Below are 20,407 nucleotides of genomic sequence, written 5' to 3' on the forward strand. Positions count from 1 at the left end.
ACCTGCGCACACGCCGCAACGGGCGGCGCACCGCTCGTTGCGGCCTGGAAGTAAAAAACCCCCATAACTCTTTGAAGTTATGGGGGTTTTTCTACTTCTTCACGGGCAGGTACGCTTTAGAACGGAATGTCGTCATCCATGTCCGAGAAGTTCGGCGCCGGACGTGGTGCCGGACGCGGTGCTGGCGCCGGAGCGGCCATTTGCGGACGCGGAGCCGGTGCCTGGCGCTGTGGCGGGGCTTCGTAGCCGCCGCCGTCGTCCATGCCGCCGCCCTCGCCCATGCCTTGACGGCCACCCAGCATTTGCATCTGCTCGGCGATGATGTCGGTTGCGTATTTCTCTACGCCGTCCTTGTCGGTGTACTTGCGGGTCTGCAGGCGCCCTTCGACGTAGACCGACGAACCCTTCTTCAAGTACTGGCCGACGATTTCAGCCAAGCGGCCGAAGAACGAGATGCGGTGCCACTCGGTCAGCTCTTTCTGCTCGCCGGTGTTGCGGTCTTTCGACTTGTACGATGTCGCCACAGCAATGTTGGCGATCGCGTCACCGCTAGGCATGTAGCGAATTTCCGGATCGCGACCCAGATTGCCGACGATGATGACTTTGTTGACTGATGCCATGTTGATAAAACTCCTGAGTAACGACCACCGCCGTGGGGCGGGCTATTTGTCTAAAGCTAAACGACGATTATAGACGATGACGCCGACCACCCTGCAAAATTTCCGTGCCGATCTAGTTGAAACGGCGCAAGAAAATACTGGTATTATATACAGTGTCAAGCGCCGCCGGCACGATCCTGCTCAAGGTCGGCGCAAGTAATCAAACCCGGCTATAGTGACGGGTTGACTCTAAAGGCCAAAATCAATGGAACAGATCCGCATCCGCGGCGCACGCACGCACAACCTCAAAAACATCAATCTCGACCTGCCGCGAAACAAGCTGATCGTGATTACCGGGCTGTCCGGCTCCGGCAAATCCTCGCTCGCTTTCGACACGCTGTACGCCGAGGGCCAGCGCCGCTATGTGGAATCGCTGTCGGCCTACGCCCGCCAGTTCCTGCAGCTGATGGAAAAACCGGACGTCGACCTGATCGAAGGCCTGTCGCCGGCGATCTCGATCGAGCAGAAAGCCACCTCGCACAATCCGCGTTCGACCGTCGGCACCGTGACCGAGATCCACGATTACCTGCGCCTGCTGTACGCGCGCGTCGGCACGCCATACTGCATCAACCACCCGGACAACGCGCTCGCCGCGCAGACCGTGTCGCAGATGGTCGACGCCGTGCTGGCCATGCCGGCCGAGACCAAGCTGATGATACTGGCGCCGGTCGTGGCCAACCGCAAGGGCGAGCACTCCGACCTGTTCGAGCAGATGCAGGCCCAGGGCTTCGTGCGCTTCCGCGTGCAGAGCGGCACGCATGACGCCAAGATCTACGAAGTGGACGACCTGCCGAAGCTGAAGAAAACCGAGAAGCACACCATCGACGTCGTCATCGACCGCGTCAAGGTCAGCGCCGACATCAAGCAGCGCCTGGCCGAGAGCTTCGAGACCGCGCTGCGCCTGGCCGACGGCCGCGCCGTGGCGCTGGAGATGGACAGCGGCGCCGAACACGTCTACTCCAGCAAGTTCGCCTGCAATGAATGCGGCTATTCGCTGCAGGAGCTGGAACCGCGCCTGTTCTCGTTCAATAACCCGATGGGCGCCTGCCCGGAATGCGACGGCCTCGGTCACATCGAATTCTTCGATCCGAAGCGCATCGTCGCCTTCCCCAACCTGTCGCTGGCTTCCGGCGCCGTCAAGGGGTGGGACCGCCGCAACCAGTTCTACTTCCAGATGCTGTCGAATCTCGCGGCGTTCTACGAATTCGACCTCGACCTGCCGTACGAGCAGTTGCCGAAGCCTGCGCAGGAGGTGATCCTGCACGGCTCCGGCAAGCAGCACATCCCGTTCACCTACGTGAACGAGCGCGGCCGCACCGTCGTCAAGGAGCACGCGTTCGAAGGCGTGGTCACCAACCTGGCGCGCCGCTACCGCGAAACCGATTCGATGGCGGTCAAGGAAGAACTGGCCAAGTTCATCAACGAAAAGAAGTGCCCGTCGTGCGAAGGCGCGCGCCTGCGCGTGGAAGCGCGCTACGTCAAGGTCGGCACCGGCAAGCAGGAGAAGGCGATCTACGAGATCGCCGAGAAGCCGCTGCGCGATACGCTGTCGTTCTTCGAGCAGCTGAAGCTGAAGGGCGCCAAGAAGGAGATCGCCGACCGCGTAGTCAAGGAGATCATCTCGCGCCTGAAGTTCCTCAACAACGTCGGCCTCGATTACCTGTCGCTGGACCGCAGCGCCGATACGCTGTCGGGCGGCGAAGCGCAGCGCATCCGCCTGGCCTCGCAGATCGGCTCCGGCCTGACCGGCGTGATGTACGTGCTGGATGAACCGTCGATCGGCCTGCACCAGCGCGACAACGACCGCCTGATCGAAACGCTGAAGCACCTGCGCGACATCGGCAACAGCGTGCTGGTGGTGGAGCACGACGAGGATGCGATCCGCACCGCCGACTACATCGTCGACATGGGCAAGGGCGCCGGCGTGCATGGCGGCGACATCATCGCCCAGGGCACGCTGACCGATATCCTGAAGAACAAGAACTCGCTGACGGCGCAGTACCTGAAAGGCACGCTGAAGATCGCCGTGCCGAAGAAGCGCCATGTCGCCAACGAGGACAAGCAGCTGGTGATCACCGGCGCCACCGGCAACAACCTGAAGAAGGTCAACCTGCACCTGCCGGTCGGTCTGATGACCTGCGTGACCGGCGTGTCCGGTTCCGGCAAGTCCTCGCTGATCAACGACACGCTGTATCCGGCGCTGTCGCGCCACCTGTACGGTTCGCAGACCGAGCCGTCGCCGCACGACTCCATCAGCGGCCTGGAACACTTCGACAAGGTCATCTCCGTCGACCAGGCGCCGATCGGCCGCACGCCGCGCTCGAATCCCGCCACCTACACCGGCCTGTTCACGCCGATCCGCGACCTGTTCGCGACCGTGCCGACCGCGAAGGAACGCGGCTACAGCGCCGGGCGCTTCTCGTTCAACGTCAAAGGCGGCCGCTGCGAAGCCTGCCAGGGCGACGGCGTGATCAAGGTCGAGATGCACTTCCTGCCGGACGTCTACGTGCCGTGCGACGTCTGCCACGGCAAGCGCTATAACCGCGAGACGCTGGAAGTCCACTACAAGGGCAAGAACATCACCGAGATCCTCGACATGACGGTGGAGGACGCGCACGAGTTCTTCAAGCCGGTGCCGCTGATCGCGCGCAAGCTGCATACGCTGCTGGACGTGGGCCTGGGCTACATCAAGCTGGGCCAGAGCGCGACCACGCTGTCGGGCGGCGAGGCGCAGCGCGTCAAGCTGTCGCTGGAGCTGTCCAAGCGCGACACCGGCCGCACCTTGTACATCCTGGACGAGCCGACCACCGGCCTGCACTTCCACGATATCGATCTGCTGCTGAAGGTGATCCACCGCCTGCGCGACCAGGGCAACACGCTGGTCATCATCGAGCACAATCTGGACGTCATCAAGACGGCCGACTGGATCGTGGACCTGGGACCGGAAGGCGGCGCGGGCGGCGGCAAGATCATCGCCGCCGGCACGCCGGAGGATGTGGCCAACAACCCGGCCAGCGTCACCGGCAAGTACCTGCTGCCTTTATTGAAGTAAAACCATGAAACGGGACGTCACGCCCTCGCCGCTCGATCACATGATCGACATCGTCCAGCACCATGTGCTGCACGACGGCAGGGTGGCGACGGCGATCCCGTTCCTGTCGCTGTTCCACTCCTCGCAGCCGACGCCCGTCACGCGCGGCGTGCTCAAGCCATCGTGCTGCATGATCCTGCAAGGGGTCAAGCGCCTGCACCTGGCGGCCGACGTGCTGGATTACGGCCCCGGCGAATACCTGGTGGTGTCGGTGGACCTGCCGGCCGCAGGCCACATCGTCACGGCCAGTGCCGACCAGCCCTACCTGCTGCTGAACATCGAACTCGATCCGCAGGAAATCGCCGCCGTCGTGCTGGAAGCGAAGATCGACATCGAATCGCCGCAGCCGGTGCGCGGCGCCTTCATCGGCCGTTCCGATCCTGAATTGCAGGAAGCCTTATACAAGCTGGTGCGCTTGCTGAATGCACCGGCGCAGGAGGCGGCTTTCCTGGCCGTCGGCCTGAAACGCGAAATCATCTACCGCCTGCTGAATGGCGCCAACGGCCGCCAGCTGTACCAGAACATCGTGCTCGACCAGCAGGACCGCGGCATCAGCAAGGCCATCGCCTGGCTCAAGGACCGCTACGACCAGCCGGTCAAGGTCGAGGACCTGGCGCAGGCCACCAATATGAGCGTCTCCACTCTGCACCACCGCTTCAAGGCGGTGACGACGATGGGGCCGATGCAGTACCAGAAGCAGCTGCGCCTGCAGCAGGCGCGCACCCTGCTGATGCAGGGCGATATCGACGCCGCCACCGCCGCCTACAAGGTCGGCTACGAAAGCCAGTCCCAGTTCAGCCGCGAGTACCGGCGCCTGTTCGGCGCGCCACCGATGCAGGACATGAAAAAACTGCGCATGACCGAAGCCTAGCGGAGAGTCAGCCGCCATGAAAATCGACAAAAAATATGTGCTGCCCGTGTGCCTCGCGTTGTTCCTGGCCGGCCTCTCGATCTTGATCGCCGACAGGGCATGGTCTGAAAAGCAGCGGCAGCTGGACCTGATCACGGACTTCTACAAGGATCACCTGTCCCGGCCTGAAAGCCGGCAAGCCAGCCAGCTGCCCGCCGGCTCTTTCTATACGCGGGAGCTGGAGGCGCTGGTCGATGCCAACAGCCACCTGTGCGAGAGCTTGTCGCGAGGCGACGATATCTGCGGCTACGGTGCGGATGGCGACGTCTTCCTGCAAGCGCAGGAGGTCGCCCCCGCCCTGGACTTCGAACGCTCCGGTTTCACAGCCAGCCGGGTCGGCGATAACACCGTCGAAGCATCCTTCAATGTGTATCCGGACCTGGGCGCATCCCATATGCGCCGAATCCGCTACGTGCTGGCCAAAGAGCCCGCTGGCTGGCGCGTGGACGACGTATTGTTCGCGGATGGCGGTTCGATGCGGCAGGAGCTCAAGCGCGAGAACGACGAGGTCCTGGCGCGCGCGCGGGAATTGGCCGATGCGGCGGGCTGGGTGTTCAACTATCTGGGCAACGAGGATATGCTGGATCGCGCCGTGCGCTTCATCGCTTCTCCAGTCCAGGTATGCGACCCATACGGCGTCTGCGCCGCGCTGAAACGGGATGATGCCAGGCTGCTGCAGGCATTGGACGCCCTGGCCGCCAGCGGCAATGGCGTCGACATGAGTTTCCTGCCGAAGCCGGGAGAAATCAACGCAAGCGAAGGCAAGGTCGTCGCGGTCAACGCCCTCGACTTCACTTTTCAGAACAAGGCCTGGTGGGTGACCGGCATCGATCTCCGCAGGGTGCCGCCGTCGCTAGCGCCAGGACATGAATAGCGGGTTGGCGTGCAACGGCAGGTACAGGCTGTCCTGCAGTTCGATGCGCCCCCAAGCCGGGTTGAGGGACAGCAGCACGCCCAGATAGTCAAGGGCGGCCGCCTGGTCGCCCATCGTCATCGCCAGCCGCGCCGCGCGCCGCCAGATGCGGTCCCAGCCCTGGCTTCTGCGCAGCGATTCCGAGATCGACATGCGGGCCTCCACCTTTTGCCCTTTGCGCGCCTGGCGTTCCGCCCGCAGGATCGCTTGCAGCGCGTAATGGCGCTCCACCAGCCGCCGCAGGTCCCGGACCGGCTCCGCTGCGGCGTCGACACGCAAATCGATATCCTGCCAACCACCCTCTACGGTACGCACCAGCAACGCGGCGGACAGCTTGCCGCTGGTTTGCCCGCCGGCGCTGTCGCCCGCTTCCAGCGCGGCGACGAGACGTTCGGCTAGCGTGCCGGCCGATGACTGGAAGCTGCGCTGCATCGCGGCCAGCACCTGCTGCCCCGCAAGGCCGTTGCCCTGCAGCGAATAGCCATCGCCGCGCAGCGCGCCGGCCCACGCCGACTGCTGCGCCTCGGCGCCTGTATAAGCGGCCGAGCCACCACCGGCGGCCACCATGCCTACCTGCCGCGCTGCGGATGTCTGGCCGTCGAAGTCGCCGTCGCCGTCCAGCAGCTGCTGGATGGCCTGCTCCGGCGTAGCGCCGGCAGACAGCAACGCCAGGCCTTTCGGTCCATAGGACGGATTGGTCTCAAACTGCGACACCAGCGCGCCGACACGCGCCTGTGCATACGGCACGCTGGCGCCAACCGCCAGGTTATTGGTGGCCACGGCGACGCCGCAATTGCCGTCACGGTCGCAAGCGGCAATCGAAAACGTCGCAGCCGCCTGGCCGGCACTGGCCATCAGCACCAGCGCAGCGACGCGAGCGCGCAGCGGCGTCATGGCGTCAGGCTTTTTTCTGGCTGGCCACCCACTCCTTAATGTGGGTCTCCAGCACATCCATCGGCAACGCGCCCGCGCCCAGTACCTGGTCGTGGAACTTGCGGATGTCGAAGCCGCTGCCCAGCTCTTTGCGCGCGTAGTCGCGCAGTTCGAGAATCTTCAGCTGGCCGATCTTGTAGCCCAGCGCCTGGCCCGGCCAGACGATGTAGCGGTCGGTCTCGCTCTGCACTTCCACTTCCTCGATGCCAGAGTGATCGTGGAAGAAGTCCACCACCTGCTGGCGGTTCCACTTCTTGTAGTGCAGGCCGGTGTCCACCACCAGGCGGATCGCGCGCAGCATCTCGTCCTGCAAATGGCCGTAGTAGCTGTAAGGGTCCTTGTAGAAGCCCAGCTCCTCGCCCAGACGCTCCGAGTACAGGGCCCAGCCTTCGGCATACGCGGTGTAGTTGCCCTGCTGGCGGAAGTCAGGCAGGCCTGCGATTTCCTGCGCGATGGTCAGCTGCATGTGGTGGCCCGGCACGCCTTCGTGCAGCGCCGTGGTTTCGATGTCGATGATCGAACGGTGCGCGAAGTCGCCGGTGTTGACCATCACGCGGCCCGGACGCTTGCCATCCGGGGAACCCGGCATGTAGGCCGCGGCCGAAGCGCCCTTCTCGCGGAATTCCTCGACCGGCTTGATTTCCACTTTACCCTTCGGCAGCACGCCGAACTGCTGGGTCAACTGGGTGTACATCTGGTCCGTATACTTTTGATAGAGATCGATGATCTCCTGGCGCGATTTCGGATGCAGCGCGGGATTGTCGGCCACAGCATTGTTGAAGCTCTTCAGGTCCTGGTAGCCCAGCTTCTGCGCGGTCTGCAGCATCTGGCCCTCGATGCGCGCCACTTCGGACAGGCCCAGTTGATGGATCTCTTCCGGCGACATCTCCGTGGTGGTCGACGACTTGGCCTTGTAGGCGTAGCGCGCCGTGCCGTCCGGCAGCGACCACATGCCCACTTCCTTGCGGCCATGCGGCAGGTACTTGGTCTTGGTGTAGACGGCCAGCTTCTTGTATGCCGGCGCCACGTCCTTCTGCACCGCCGCCAGGATCTCCTTGCTCAGGCGGGCCTTGTCGGCGGCCGAAAAATCTTTCGGGAATTTCTTCAGCGGTTCGGCGTAAGGCGAATCGGCCGGCTTCATGGCCGCCACGTCTTCGCACTGCTTGACGATTTTAGGAATCAAGAACTTCGGCGGCATCAGCTTGTCCTGCACGCCTTTCTCCATCTGCACGCGGGTCTGGTCGAACAGCTTGGGCAGCGCGTGCAGGCGCTTGATGTAGTCCTCGTAATCCTTGACCGTTTCGAAGTTCAGCGCGGAGATGATCATCGGGCCGTCGATGTGGATGCCCGAGTTCTGCGCCAGCGGCATCTCCCAGTCCTTGAAGCGCGCGCCTTCGATGTTCTGGTTCAGCTGGCGCACCATCAGTTCGCGGTTCAGCTGCTCCTGCAACGGGAAGCCGCTGGTGTCCAACGCTTCAAAGCGCTTGAGGAAGTCCGCGCTGGCCTTGATATCGGCATCGATGCCGGCCTGCGAGAAGTCGGACCATCGGTCGTTGTAGCGCTTATCGCCCAGCAGCGACGCCCACTCGGGGCTGGTGCGCATGGTGTATTCCCACTGCTCTTTCAGCAGGTTGTTCAATGCCGCGCGGCGGCCCTCCAGGTCGGGGGCAGCGGTGTCGGCATGGGCCACGCCCAGGATCAGGGAGAACAACAAGGCGCTGGCGGCGCCGATACGGGTAGTCGTTGTCATGTTGGCCTATCTATAAGAAGTGTCGAGCATGCACTGTAATCGTCCGGCGCGCACGGTGCCGGACGATTGTGACGAAATGTCAAAACACGGGCATGGACGGCATTTTTCCACGACAGGCAGAATCAGGCAAACATGCGGCAGGAATCGGGCTGACGCGCCGGCGCCGCCCTTTCTAGAATGGCTGCACACTTCAAGGAGCAGCCATGCACACCATCGACACCATCTACATCAACGGCCAGTTCGTCACCCCGCACGGCACCGAGCTGGCCGATCTGGTCAACCCGAGCACCGGCCGGCTGGCCGGCCAGGTCCGCCTCGGCGACGAGGAAGACACGCGCCGCGCGGTGGCCGCCGCCAAGGCCGCGTTCCCGGCCTTCTCGCGCACCACCAGGGCCGAACGCGGCGCGTACCTGCAACGGCTGCACGATGCCGTACTGGCCCGCGCCGGCGAAGCGGCGGCAGCGCTGATGGAGGAATACGGCGGCACCTCGGCCAGCAGCATCGGCCGCTCGCAGTACACGGCCAAGATGTTCCTGGACGTGAAGAAGGTCATGGACGACCATGAATTCGTCAAGACCGTCGGCAAGTCCAAGGTGGTGCTGGAGCCGGTCGGCGTGGTCGGCATCATCACGCCATGGAATTCCAGCGCCTGGTTCATCGCCAACAAGGTGGCGACGGCGATCGCGGCCGGCTGCACGGTGGTGGTCAAGCCCAGCGAATTGAGCGCGCGCCAGAACCAGATCATCACCGAGTGCATCCACGAGGCGGGACTGCCGCCCGGCGTGGTCAACATCGTCAACGGCCGCGGCGACGTGGTCGGCGCGGCGCTGACCGCGCACCCGGACATCAACAAGATCTCCTTCACCGGCTCGACGGCGGTCGGCAAGACCATCGCGCGCGGCGCGGTCGATACGCTCAAGCGCGTGACGCTGGAGCTGGGCGGCAAGGGCGCCAACATCCTGCTCGACGACGCCGATTTCGAGAAGGCGATACCGACCGCGATCATGGCCTGCTTCATGAACAACGGCCAGGCCTGCATCGCCGGCTCGCGCCTGCTGGTGCCGGAACACCGGCTGGAACAGGTCAAGCAACTGGCCAAGGCGGCGGTGGACGCGCTCAAGGTCGGCGATCCGCGCGATCCGGATGTGGCGCTGGGACCGATCGTCACCAGCAAGCAGTACGAGCGCGTGCAGCACTACATCCGCGCCGGCATCGACGAGGGTGCGGAACTGCTGACGGGCGGACCGGGCAAGCCGGAGGGACTGGAGGCCGGCTACTTCGTCAAGCCGACCGTGTTTGCCCATGTCACGCCGGAGATGACCATCGCCAGGGAAGAGATCTTCGGCCCGGTGCTGTCGATACTGACCTACAGGACGGAACAGGAAGCCATCGTCATGGCCAACGACACGCCCTACGGCCTGCAGGCCTACGTCAGCTCGACCGACCTGGCGCGCGCCAACAAGGTGGCCGAGCAGCTGGTCGCGGGGCGCGTGCACATCAACGGCGTGCATGACGACCTGATCGCGCCGTTCGGCGGCTTCAAGCAATCGGGCATCGGCCGCGAGTTCGGCCCGTATGGACTCGACGCCTACCTGGAACCAAAGGCGATCCTGGGCGAGGCGGCGCAGTACCGTTAAACGGGCGGCATCGCCACTTCGTTGTCGTTCATGACGAAGTCGCGCGGGCCCGTGTGCAGCGGGCCCGCCATGCGCGGCGCCACCGGCTGGCCGGCGCCGCCGTCGGCCAGCCGGCGCACCTTGCCCACCATGTCCAGCGTGGCGGCCGGCACATGCTCGCTGTCGAGGATGGCCTCCATCACGCGCAGCATGATCCACGGATCGATATCCTCGCGCCGGGCGGCCGCGTCTTCCGGCGCCACCGTCTTGACGCGGAAGTGGTAGTGGCCGTCCTGTACCAGCTTGCGCGTCAGCGTGTAGATGAAATTGCCGTCGGCGCGCGGCGCGCGCGGGCGGATGAAATTAAACGTCGGCAGCGCCTGGCGCGGCACGTCGTCCAGCACCAGCGACTGCCAGATATCGTTGGGCAGCGTCGCGTAGGGGTGGTTCGGGTCATAGCGCTCGCGCATGCGCACCAGCACATCGCGCGACATCAGCACGCTGGCGCCGCTGACGAACGTCAGGCCGGCGACCACCTCCGGCGCGTTCATGCGCCCCAGCGGACCGGCGAAGAAATCGAGCGGAGGCTGCTGATCGAGCACCGTGCACAGGCCGCGGAAGTCCACCACCGAGGTGATCGTGGTCTGGTACAGGAAGAACGGCGTGTCGCGCGTGCGCAGCAGGTAGTCCTGCACCAGCACCTGGCGATAGATCCAGCGGGCGTTCTCCGATTGCGACCAGACGCCGCTGTTGTTGTAGCCCGCCTCGCCCTGGAAATCGCCGCCGATGCCGACCAGCAGGTCGTGGCCGTCGGACATGACTTCGCCGCGTTTGAGCTTGTCGGACCAGCGCACGAAGATCACCTCGATCCCGGGGAAGTGGCACATATAAAACTGCCACAGCGCGCGCGCATGCCGGAACATCGGCAGCTCGTCGCCATAGCCTATCGTGACCACCAGGTCGGGACGGCTGGTCTGGGCGATGCGGGCCAGTAGGCTGGCGTTGTCGTTGGCGCTTGTCGTCATGCCCGCAAGTCTAACAAAAATGCCCGTTCAGAAAAGCACGAAATCGTCGTTGTTGTTTGGCAGCGACCGCAGCACGCAGGCCAGCCGGCTGTGGTAGACAAGGTAGGCGGCAACGGGTATGAGCAATAGCAAGGTCATCATGATTCTCTCCATTTTCGCACATGTGTGCGAAATTAAATCAAAGGAAACCGCAGGCGAGCCGCGGCATGGCTTACTCCAGATCGTTAAAGCTTTTGTAGGTCGAGATCAAGCGGCTGAAGGCGCGCTGCATGTGGCGCCCGGCCTGCTCGTCGCGCAGGAAACGGGTATCGTGCACCAGGCCCACGATCAGGCTGTAGATTTCGTAGACCAGCTGACCGGCGTCGGTGTCGGGGCGCAGATGGCCCAGCTCCACCGCCTGCAGGATGGTCTTGCGCAGCGACGCGCGCCAGACCACGGCACCTTGCTGCAAGCGGTCGCGCAGCGGGCCGGCCTGGTCGTCGAACTCGAAGGCGCCGGCGGTGTACAGGCAGGAATTGCTCAGGCCTTCGTCGCAGGCGCGCCGCGACCAGGCGCTGACTTGCGCCATCAGCCGGGGCAAGCCCTTGGGAAGCTGCAGCGACGGCAGGAACACTTCCTGTGAAAAACGTCGGTCATATTCGTCGAGCACGGCGGCCTGCAGCGTCTCCAGCGAGCCGATGCGGGAAAACACGCCGCTCTTGCTGATGCCGGTGCGCTTGGCCAGCTCGCCCAGCGACAACTGGCCTATGCCCTCGGAGGCCGCCATGTCGAGCGCGGCGTCGATGATGGTGGCGTAGGTCGCTTCGCTTTTTGCGGTCAGGGTATCCATGCACGAACTTTAGCACACCCGTGCGAAACAACAAGCGAAATATGCGGCCTATGGCAAAGTAATGTTTTTTTCCTGCGCGACCGCACCGATCTTGGCCTCCAGCAGAGACCAGGCTTTCTCTATCGCATCCCACAACGCGTCTGCCTTGGTGATGGCGTTGGGCCCCAGCAAGCAGGTAGCGCGTACTTCCGCCGCTTTGTCGCCACCGGCCACCACTTCGATACCTTGTATCGTCAGCAGTTGAACCTTGAAATCGCTGGCCGCCTTCTTGCGTCCGGCCTCGGCTGCCTTGGCATCCTCATCCGTTATCGACGCCTTGACCATGAAGGTGGCGGCTTCCATATCGGACCACGCGCCGGCCTTGATCATCGCCGCCTTCATGGCATCGATCTTCTTCTTGTGCAGCGCGTCCTGCGCATTGAACTTGTCCAGGGCGCCGTTCAATTCAGCCGGAAAAGCAGCCGCATATTGCCTGGCATAGTCGGGACGTTCGCACTCTTCCTTGTGTCCGGCATGTGCATGCGCGCTGAGCATGGCGGCGGTCATCAAGGCGGCGGTGGTGGAGAATTTATTCATTGCTCATCAGTTCAAATGGGGTTGACAAAATAGCCATCGATTATACGTTGCCCCAATAAAAAAACGGCGCATATCGCTATGCGCCGTTTCCAGTCTCCTCCAGGGCCGGCTTATTTTGCCAGGCGCTTCTCGAGTTCGGCTTTGACGGCCTTCAGTTCAGCCGGCAGGTGGTAGGCCAGCTTGGTGAACAATTCTTCGTGCAGGACCAGCTCTTCGCGCCATGCGTCCTTGTCGATCGAGGTGATGGTCTCGAACTCTTCCGGCGAGAACGGAATGCCGTCCCACTTCAGGTCGCCGAAGCGCGGGGTGGTGCCGAAGATGTTCTCGATGCCGCCGGCCTGGCCTTCGATGCGTTCCAGCATCCATTTCAATACGCGCATATTGTCGCCGAAGCCAGGCCAGACGAAGTGGCCCTGCTCGTCGGTGCGGAACCAGTTGACGCAGTAGATCTTCGGCAGCGTGGCGGCGTTGACCTTGCCCAGTTTCTCGCCCAGGTTCAGCCAGTGCTGGAAGTAGTCGCTCATGTTGTAGCCGATGAACGGCAGCATCGCGAACGGATCGCGGCGCACGACGCCCATCTGGCCGGCGGCGGCGGCGGTGGTTTCCGAGCCCATGGTCGCGGCCATGTAAACGCCTTCGGTCCAGTTGCGCGCTTCGGTCACCAGCGGTACGGTGGTCGAGCGGCGGCCGCCGAAGATGAAGGCCGAGATCGGCACGCCGGCAGGATCGTCCCATGCCGAGTCGATCACCGGGTTCTGCGTGGCGGCCACGGTGAAGCGGGCGTTCGGATGGGCGGCCTTGGTGCCCGATGCCGGGGTCCAGTCCTTGCCCTGCCAGTCGATCAGGTGCGCCGGCGCCTGCTTGGTCAGGCCTTCCCACCAGACGTCGCCGTCGTCGGTCAGCGCGACGTTGGTGAAGATGGTGTTTTCGCGCAGCGACGCCATGCAGTTGAAGTTGGTTTTTTCATTGGTGCCCGGGGCAACGCCGAAGTAGCCCGCTTCCGGGTTGATCGCGTACAGGCGGCCGTCGGCGCCCGGCTTGATCCAGGCGATGTCGTCGCCGATGGTGGTGATCTTCCAGCCGTCGAAGCTTGCCGGCGGGATCAGCATGGCGAAGTTGGTCTTGCCGCAAGCCGAAGGGAAGGCCGCCGCGACGTAGTGTTTCTTGCCTTCCGGCGATTCCACGCCCAGGATCAGCATGTGTTCAGCCAGCCAGCCCATGCCGTCCTTGGCCGCGTCCTGGTGGCCCATGTTCGACGCGATACGCAGCGCGAAGCACTTCTTGCCCAGCAGCGCGTTGCCGCCGTAGCCGGAACCGAAGGACCAGATTTCACGGGTTTCAGGATAGTGAACGATGTACTTGGTCGGATTGCATGGCCATGCCACGTCTTTCTGGCCGGCCTTCAGCGGCGCGCCGACGGTGTGCACGCACGGCACGAATTCGCCGTCGGTGCCCAGCACGTCGTACACGGCCTTGCCCATGCGGGTCATGACGCGCATATTGACCGCCACGTATGGCGAATCCGACAGTTCCACGCCAATATGGGCGATCGGCGAACCCAGCGGGCCCATCGAGAACGGCACCACGTACATCGTGCGGCCAACCATGCAGCCGTCGAACAGCGGGTTCAGGGTGGCGCGCATTTCCGCCGGGGCCATCCAGTTGTTGGTCGGGCCGGCTTCTTCCTTGGTGTTGGAGCAGATGAAGGTGCGGTCTTCGACGCGGGCGACGTCGGTGGGGTCGGAGCAGGCCAGGTAGGAGTTCGGACGTTTTTCCTGGTTCAGCTTTTTCATGGTGCCGGCGGCGACCATTTCAGCGCACAGGCGGTCGTATTCTTCTTGCGAACCGTCGCACCAGTAGATGCGGTCCGGCTTGGTCAGGGCAGCGATTTCCGCCACCCAATTGATCAGTTTTTGCTGTTTGATGTAAGCTGGGACGTTCAGTGTAGCAACGCCACCCATAACGGGCTGATTCATGGTACCTCCAATGCTAATTAAAATTCTGTCGCGGCAGTATCGTCGTCAGCTTGTGGCTTGCGCTCAGATGCCCATTCGAAATGGGTCGGCGGGTACGGCGGTCTGCACAGCCCGGATTGGTCGTCAGGCGGTGTTTTTCGGGCGATTGTACACCCGTCAATACGCGTTCCATACAAAAATGTAGGAGAATTAGTTGAGTAAAGTAGTAAGCTATTCCAGTTCTTTGCCAACCTGTTATTTCCCTACGAAATCCATCATAAAATCCGTTATCTCCCATGAAAATTGCGATTCTCGACGATTATCAGAATGCCACCACCGGCCTGCGATGCTTTGATTTACTGCACGAACACGAGGTCAAAGTGTTCAACAGTTCGACCCGCGGCCTGGGTCAGCTCGCCATCCGCCTGGCCCCGTTCGACGCGCTGGTATTGATACGCGAACGCACCGTGCTGAACCGTGCGCTGCTGGCCAAGTTGCCGAACCTGAAGCTGATTTCGCAGACCGGCAAGCTGGCCGGCCACGTCGATGTGGCGGCCGCGACCGAGATGGGCATCGCCATCGCCGAAGGCGTCGGCTCGCCGACCGCGCCGGCCGAGCTGACCTGGGCGCTGATCATGGCGGCGGCGCGCAGGATCGTGCCGTATGCGAACAATCTGAAGGACGGGCTGTGGCAGACCGCGTCCATCAACCCGCAGCTGAACGGGCTGGGCGTCGTGCTCAAGGGCCGCATCTTGGGGATCTGGGGCTACGGCAAGATCGGCCAGATCATCGCCGGCTATGGCCGCGCCTTCGGCATGCGGGTCATCGTCTGGGGCAGCCAGTCCAGCCGCGACAAGGCGGTGGCCGACGGCCATGCGGCGGCGGCCTCGCGCGAGGCTTTATTCGAACAATCCGATGTATTGAGCTTGCATCTGCGGCTGCATCCGGACACGCGCGGCATCGTCACCGCCGCCGACCTGGCGCGCATGAAGACCAGCGCCATCTTCGTCAACACCAGCCGTGCCGAACTGGTGCAGCCGGACGCGCTGGAACAGGCGCTGCCGCAAGGCCGTCCCGGCTACGCCGCGCTGGACGTGTTCGACTCCGAACCGCTGGCGGCCGACAACCCGCTGTTGCGCATGCCGACCGTGCTGGCGACGCCGCACCTGGGCTACGTGGAGCAGGACAGTTACGAGTTGTACTTCCGGCACGCGTTCCAGAACGTGGCGGATTTCGCCGCCGGCACGCCGGGCAATATCAACAATCCGGACTACGCGCGTCATTCCCGCGCAGGCGGGAATCCATAGGACGCCAGTTGGCCGGCTCGGCATGCATGCCCGCTTCTGCGGGAATGACGTTGCGGGGCTAGTCAGTCTGCTCGGGCACTTCCGGCAGGCCGGTGAGGTTGATGCGCGGCGCCGGCATCACATGCACCTTGCTCCACAGGCCGGCCCAGCCCGGCGGCCAGCCGATGTCCGGCCCGGCGTAGGGCGGCAGGCTGGCGCGCACCGGGATCACCGGCACCGGCGGCATCTCGGTCAGCGGCGCGCCGTCGGGACGCTGCATGTCCAGGCTGTACATATAGCCGGGCAGCAGCGCATCGCAAACGCCGGCGAACCAGTTGGTGTGGTCTTCATCGCGGCCCAGCGCCTGCGCCAGCCCCTGCGGATCGAATTTGGCCAGCGCGTGGATCAGCTCCTCGGTGGTGGCGCCCGGCGTATCGCCCCAGCCCATCACCGGATTGACGTTGTAGTCGGCGCCGGAACCGTACCAGCCCTCGCGCCACGGGCGCTGCATCCAGTCGCGCTGGCCGGTGAACAAATGCCAGCGCCAGTGCAGCCCGGACGGCTTGGGCCAGGAATACAAATAGAGCTTTTGATAACCGGCCTGGTGCAGGTCGCGCACCACGGCCATCAGCCGCGCGTGGGGCATGCGGTCGGGCGGGGTGCGGCGGAACAGGATCGCTTCGCCGTCGGCGAACTGCACTTCATCGGTGGACAGGTTCAAGTCCAGCGTCCTCGCCTCGCTGCCGAAACGGGCCGAAATCCAGCCGGTCAGCAAATTGACCGACGTGATGACGCCGTAGCCGCGATGGCGATGAAAAATGACAGTTCCGGGGGCTAGCGCTTTCATGGTGTCGTAGCGAACAAAGAAACCAGTGTAGACATAGTATGCCGAAGTTTCCAGTCCGCCGACGGACTCTTTTCGCACTCTTTCGCGTTTGCCGTTTAGGTTATGATGCACATCATTTCTTCAGCCTGAGCTTTTATCATGACCTTGCGCATCCTCGCCACCGGCGGCACCTTCGACAAACATTACAACGAATTGAACGGCACCCTGGGCTTCGCCGAGAGCCATGTGCCGGCCCTGCTGGCGCGCTGCCGCCTGACGGTGGACGTGGCGCTGGAGGAGTTGCCGCTGATGGATTCGCTGGACATGGTCGACGCCGACCGCGAGCGCATCCTGGCCTCGTGCCGCGCCGCCGCCGAAAAAGCCATCGTCATCATCCACGGCACCGATACGATGCCGCAGACCGCCGCCGTGCTGGGACCGGCCAGCCTGGGCCAGACCATCGTGCTGACCGGCGCCATGATTCCCTACGAAATCGCCAATTCCGACGCCATGTTCAACCTGGGCTTTGCCTGCGGCGTGGCGCAGATCCTGCCGCCCGGCGTGTACGTGGCCATGAACGGCAAGATCTTCGCGTGGGACAACGTGCAGAAGAATAAAGCGGCCGGCGTCTTCCAGCCGCTTTAAACGCCTACCGGCGGGGCGACGCGAGCAAGTCTTGCGGCCCTTCCGGCGCGTAGATATTCAACTGCAAGCCTGAACCGGCGGCCCGTCCGCGCAAGGCATCGAAACCGATGCCTTGCACCGGCTCGGCCGCGCTGAAGGCCGCCATCGCCTGCGCCATGCTGCTGACGCGCAAGCTCAGCGCCGAGGACTCGGCCAGCATGGCCGCCGGCGCCGTCCTGGCCGCCGTCAGCGCCGCCATCTGCGCGGTGCTCAATCCAGCCGTCTGCGCCGTCGTGAAGACATTGGCCTGCGCCGTTGTCAGCGCGCTGATCTGCGTGGTCGACAGCACCTTCAGCTGCGCGCTGCCCAGCGCCGCCAGATCCACCGTTTCGATCGCCGCCAGGTCGTCCGAGCCCAGCGCCGCCAGCAGTCCCTTGCTCAGCGAGGCCACCTGCGCCGTCGTCAGCGCCACCACCTGATCGGTGGTCAGGATGTCGCTGCCGTCCAGGTGCGCGGTCGGCAGGGCGGCGATCTGGCGCGTGCTCAGCGCCGCGATCTGGTCGGTGCGCAGCGACAGCAACTGCGCCGGCTGCAGGCGCGCGATGTTCGCCGTGCTCATGCCGTTCAACGCGGTCACGTTCAGCGCGGACAGCAATTGCGGCGCCAGGTTGGCGATGCTGCCGCTGGCCAGCGCGGTGATCTGCGCGGAGGTCAGCGCTGCCGCCTGGTCGCTGGACAGGCTGCCGAAGAAAGCGGTCGGCAAGGCTGTCATGAACGCCAGCGTACCCAGCGCGGCGACGTCGGCCGTTTCCAGCGCAGCCACCGCGTCGGTGGACAACCCCTTCAGCTGCGCGTTGCTCAAGACGCCGGCTTGCGTCACGCTCAGCGCGGCGATCTGGGCGGTGGACAGCAGCGCCAGCTGCGCCGTGCTCAAGGTGGCGATCACCGCCGTCGTCAGGCCGGCGAACTGCTGCGTGCCGATGGCCGCCATGTCGCGCGTCGACAGCGCCTGGTACTGGCGCGTGCTCAGGCCGGAGAATTGCAGCGCGCTCAGCGCCGCGAACTGCTGGTCGCTCAGCGCGGCCAGCGTCGCGGTCGACATGGCGCCGATCTGTGCAACTCGCAACGCGGCGATATGCTCGCTGCCCAGCGCCGCCAGCGCCGCCGTGGACAGCGCGGCGATCACCCCGGTATTCAGGGCGGCGACGTCAGCCACTTCCATGCTGGCGATGATGGCGGTCGACAGGGCGCCGAACTGCGCGCTGTTCAGTACATTGCTTTGCGCGACGGTCAGCGCGTTGACCTGGTCGCTGGACAGGGCGCGCAACTGGTCGGTGCGCAGGCCGGCGATCGACAACGCCTTCAGCGCGGCGATCTCCTCCGGCCGCATCTGCGCCATCACGCCGCTGGACAAGGCGGCGATGTGCTGGCTGCCCAAGCCGGAAGCCTGCGCCGTCGTCAGGCCCAGGATCTGGTCGCTGCCCAGCACCGCGAACTGCGCCGTGCGCAAGCCGGAAATCGCCGCGCCGCTGAGGGCCGCGAAGTCTTCCGGCTGCAGCGCGGCGATCACCTTGGTCGACAGGGCAGTCACCTGGGTGGCGTTCAGGCTGGCAGCCTGGTCGGATGTCAGCGCCACCGCCTGCGCCGCCGTCATGCCGGACAGCGCGGCCGTGCCCAGTTGCGTGATCTGCCTGGTGCTCAGGTAGCCGATGTCATGCGCCGCTCCGCCCAGCGCGGCAAACTGCACGGCGTTCAGCGCGGCGATGAAGGCGCTCGGCAAGGCCGCCAGGTTCTCGGCCCGGAGCGCGGCCAGGTTGGCGGTCGATACGCCGCCTAGCTGCGCCGGGTTCAGGCCGGCGATCTGCGCCGTGCTCAGGGCCAGGAACTGGTCGCTGCGCAATGCGTTCAAGCTGGCGGAGCCGAGCCCGCCCAGCTGACGCGCCGACAAGGCCGTGATCTTGTCGGCGTCCAGCAAGGCCAGCAGGCGCGTCGACAGGCTGCCGAAGGCGCTGACGCTGAGCGCGGACAAGTCCTCGTTCTCGATGGCCGCGAAGGTTTTCGTGCTCAGCGCGTTCAACTGGCTGCCGCCCAGCACGGCCGCTTGCGCCGTGGACAGCGCCGCCAGCTGGCCGCCGTTCAGCACCGCCATCTGCCGGGTCTGCAGGGCGGCGACCGCGCTGGTTTTCAGCGCCGCCATGTCGCCGGCGTCGAGCATGGTGATGACCTGCGTCGACAGCACGCCGAGCTGCGCCGCATTCAGCACCGCCGCCTGGTCGTTGGTCAGCGCCGCCGCCTGCCGCGTCGACAGGCCGCTCATGGCCGCGCTGCTCAGCGCCGCCACCTGGCCGGTGGTCAGCAGGCTGAACGCGCCGTCGACGGCGCCGCCCAGCACCGCCAGCTGCGCCGACGTCAGGCCGGCGATCGCCGAGGTGCGCAGCACGGCCAGGTTGGCCGGGTCCAGCGACTGGATCGCGGCGGTCGACAGGACGGCGAGCTGGCGGTTGTTCAGCGCGGCCAGCTGTTCGGTTTCCAGCGAGCGCAGCTGGGCCGTGGTCAGCGCGCGCATCTGCGCCGTGCTCAGCGTGGCGACCGCGCTGGTGCTCAACGCATGCAGGCGGCCGGCGTCCAGCGACTGGATCTGGCGCGTGCCCAGCGCCGTGATCTGGCGGCTGGTGATGGCGCCCAGCTGCTCGTTGCTGAGCGCCAGCACCTGGTTCACGTTCAGCACTGCCATCTGGCCGGTGCTCAGCGCGGCCAGGTCGATCGCTTCGATCGCGCCGATCTCGGTGGCGCTCAGCCGGGACAGGATGGCCGTGCTCAGCGACAGCATCTGCTGGGTGCTGAACGCGGCGATCTGGTCGGCGCGGAACATATCCTCGGCGCCGACGCGCGCACTCGGCAGCGATGCCACCTGTCCCGCCTTCAGCACCGCGATCTGGTCGGAGCCCAGTGCGCGCACCTGGGCCGGCGTCATGCCGGCCACCACCATTACCGACAGCAGCGACACGTGCTGGGTCGGCAGGGCCGCCAGCGCGGCCGTCGACAGGCCGGCGATGCCTTTCTGGTTCAGCAGCACAGCCTGGCCCGTGGTCAGCGCCGGCACCTGGGTCGGGGTCAGGGCCGCCATGAAGCGGGTGGTCTGCGACGCCAGCGACAAGTCGTAGGCTTTGATGGCGGCAAGGTCGTCGGCCTGCAGCGCGGCGATGCCGGCGGTGGACAAGGCCACCAGTTGCGGGCCTTTCAGCGCTTGCGCCTGTTGCGTGGTCAGCGCGACGATATAGTCGGTGCCAAGCGCGGCGAGGTCGGCGGTGGTGAGGCTGGCGATCAAGCGGGTGCCGCCGGCCGCGAACTGCGCGGTAGTCATGGTACGGTCGAAACTCATGGTTTTTCCTTTTCTAGAAACACTGGAGTGGT

General features: G+C 64.6%; 15 protein-coding genes. 6 read left to right on the forward strand and 9 right to left on the reverse strand.

What is annotated here, in order from left to right:
- Window positions 1–116: 116 nt before the first annotated feature.
- Window positions 117–620: a single-stranded DNA-binding protein gene (gene ssb / locus ACEN9F_RS17745; protein WP_413421793.1), complete on the reverse strand. Its 504-nt coding sequence runs from the start codon at window positions 618–620 to the stop codon at window positions 117–119.
- Window positions 621–864: 244 nt separating this feature from the next.
- Between ssb and uvrA the strand changes: the two genes are divergently transcribed.
- Genes uvrA through ACEN9F_RS17760 form a run of 3 tightly spaced genes read left to right on the forward strand, consistent with a single transcriptional unit; the run spans window position 865 to window position 5,534 of the window.
- Window positions 865–3,711 carry an excinuclease ABC subunit UvrA gene (gene uvrA, locus ACEN9F_RS17750; protein ID WP_413421795.1) on the forward strand — a complete coding sequence of 949 codons (2,847 nt, stop codon included), beginning with the start codon at window positions 865–867 and terminating at the stop codon, window positions 3,709–3,711.
- 4 nt (window positions 3,712–3,715) lie between these two features.
- Window positions 3,716–4,621: an AraC family transcriptional regulator gene (locus tag ACEN9F_RS17755; protein ID WP_413421797.1), complete on the forward strand. Its 906-nt coding sequence runs from the start codon at window positions 3,716–3,718 to the stop codon at window positions 4,619–4,621.
- Between the two features lie 16 nt (window positions 4,622–4,637).
- Complete coding sequence (locus tag ACEN9F_RS17760; RefSeq protein WP_413421799.1) at window positions 4,638–5,534, forward strand: hypothetical protein; 897 nt, start codon at window positions 4,638–4,640, stop codon at window positions 5,532–5,534.
- Here ACEN9F_RS17760 and ACEN9F_RS17765 read toward each other — a convergent pair.
- Complete coding sequence (locus tag ACEN9F_RS17765) at window positions 5,514–6,467, reverse strand: DUF1028 domain-containing protein (protein WP_413421801.1); 954 nt, start codon at window positions 6,465–6,467, stop codon at window positions 5,514–5,516. The two genes, ACEN9F_RS17760 and ACEN9F_RS17765, sit on opposite strands and share 21 nt — an antisense overlap.
- Before the next feature lie 4 nt (window positions 6,468–6,471).
- On the reverse strand, window positions 6,472–8,256 hold the full coding sequence (locus ACEN9F_RS17770; RefSeq protein WP_413421803.1) for a DUF885 domain-containing protein: 1,785 nt from the start codon (window positions 8,254–8,256) through the stop codon (window positions 6,472–6,474).
- A gap of 203 nt (window positions 8,257–8,459) precedes the next feature.
- Here ACEN9F_RS17770 and ACEN9F_RS17775 point away from each other — a divergent pair, with 203 nt between their 5' ends.
- Window positions 8,460–9,893: an aldehyde dehydrogenase family protein gene (locus ACEN9F_RS17775; RefSeq protein ID WP_413421805.1), complete on the forward strand. Its 1,434-nt coding sequence runs from the start codon at window positions 8,460–8,462 to the stop codon at window positions 9,891–9,893.
- On the opposite strand, the gene ACEN9F_RS17780 is transcribed toward ACEN9F_RS17775, so the two are convergent.
- From ACEN9F_RS17780 to ACEN9F_RS17795, 4 genes are all read right to left on the reverse strand, one after another.
- Window positions 9,890–10,897, reverse strand: a complete 1,008-nt coding sequence (locus tag ACEN9F_RS17780; protein WP_413421807.1) for a hypothetical protein — start codon at window positions 10,895–10,897, stop codon at window positions 9,890–9,892. The genes ACEN9F_RS17775 and ACEN9F_RS17780 overlap by 4 nt on opposite strands.
- Window positions 10,898–11,108: 211 nt before the next feature.
- Window positions 11,109–11,726: a TetR/AcrR family transcriptional regulator gene (locus tag ACEN9F_RS17785; RefSeq protein ID WP_413421809.1), complete on the reverse strand. Its 618-nt coding sequence runs from the start codon at window positions 11,724–11,726 to the stop codon at window positions 11,109–11,111.
- Between the two features lie 48 nt (window positions 11,727–11,774).
- Window positions 11,775–12,302 carry a hypothetical protein gene (locus tag ACEN9F_RS17790; RefSeq protein WP_413421811.1) on the reverse strand — a complete coding sequence of 176 codons (528 nt, stop codon included), beginning with the start codon at window positions 12,300–12,302 and terminating at the stop codon, window positions 11,775–11,777.
- 110 nt (window positions 12,303–12,412) lie between these two features.
- Complete coding sequence (locus tag ACEN9F_RS17795; RefSeq protein WP_413421813.1) at window positions 12,413–14,278, reverse strand: phosphoenolpyruvate carboxykinase (GTP); 1,866 nt, start codon at window positions 14,276–14,278, stop codon at window positions 12,413–12,415.
- A 275-nt stretch (window positions 14,279–14,553) separates the two neighbouring features.
- Between ACEN9F_RS17795 and ACEN9F_RS17800 the strand changes: the two genes are divergently transcribed.
- Entirely contained in the window at window positions 14,554–15,564 is a 1,011-nt protein-coding gene (locus ACEN9F_RS17800) for a D-2-hydroxyacid dehydrogenase family protein (RefSeq protein WP_413421815.1), read from the forward strand.
- Window positions 15,565–15,622: 58 nt separating this feature from the next.
- On the opposite strand, the gene ACEN9F_RS17805 is transcribed toward ACEN9F_RS17800, so the two are convergent.
- Window positions 15,623–16,390: an L-asparaginase gene (locus tag ACEN9F_RS17805; protein ID WP_413421817.1), complete on the reverse strand. Its 768-nt coding sequence runs from the start codon at window positions 16,388–16,390 to the stop codon at window positions 15,623–15,625.
- A 138-nt stretch (window positions 16,391–16,528) separates the two neighbouring features.
- Between ACEN9F_RS17805 and ACEN9F_RS17810 the strand changes: the two genes are divergently transcribed.
- Entirely contained in the window at window positions 16,529–17,014 is a 486-nt protein-coding gene (locus ACEN9F_RS17810; protein WP_413421819.1) for an asparaginase domain-containing protein, read from the forward strand.
- Between the two features lie 4 nt (window positions 17,015–17,018).
- Here the strand turns inward: ACEN9F_RS17810 and ACEN9F_RS17815 are convergent, their stop codons facing one another.
- Window positions 17,019–20,375 (reverse strand): hypothetical protein, encoded by a 3,357-nt coding sequence (locus ACEN9F_RS17815; RefSeq protein WP_413421821.1) that lies wholly within the window; start codon window positions 20,373–20,375, stop codon window positions 17,019–17,021.
- Between the last annotated feature and the right edge of the window lie 32 nt (window positions 20,376–20,407).

The sequence above is a fragment of the Duganella sp. CT11-25 genome (assembly GCF_047302815.1).
GTDB lineage: Bacteria > Pseudomonadota > Gammaproteobacteria > Burkholderiales > Burkholderiaceae_D > Rugamonas.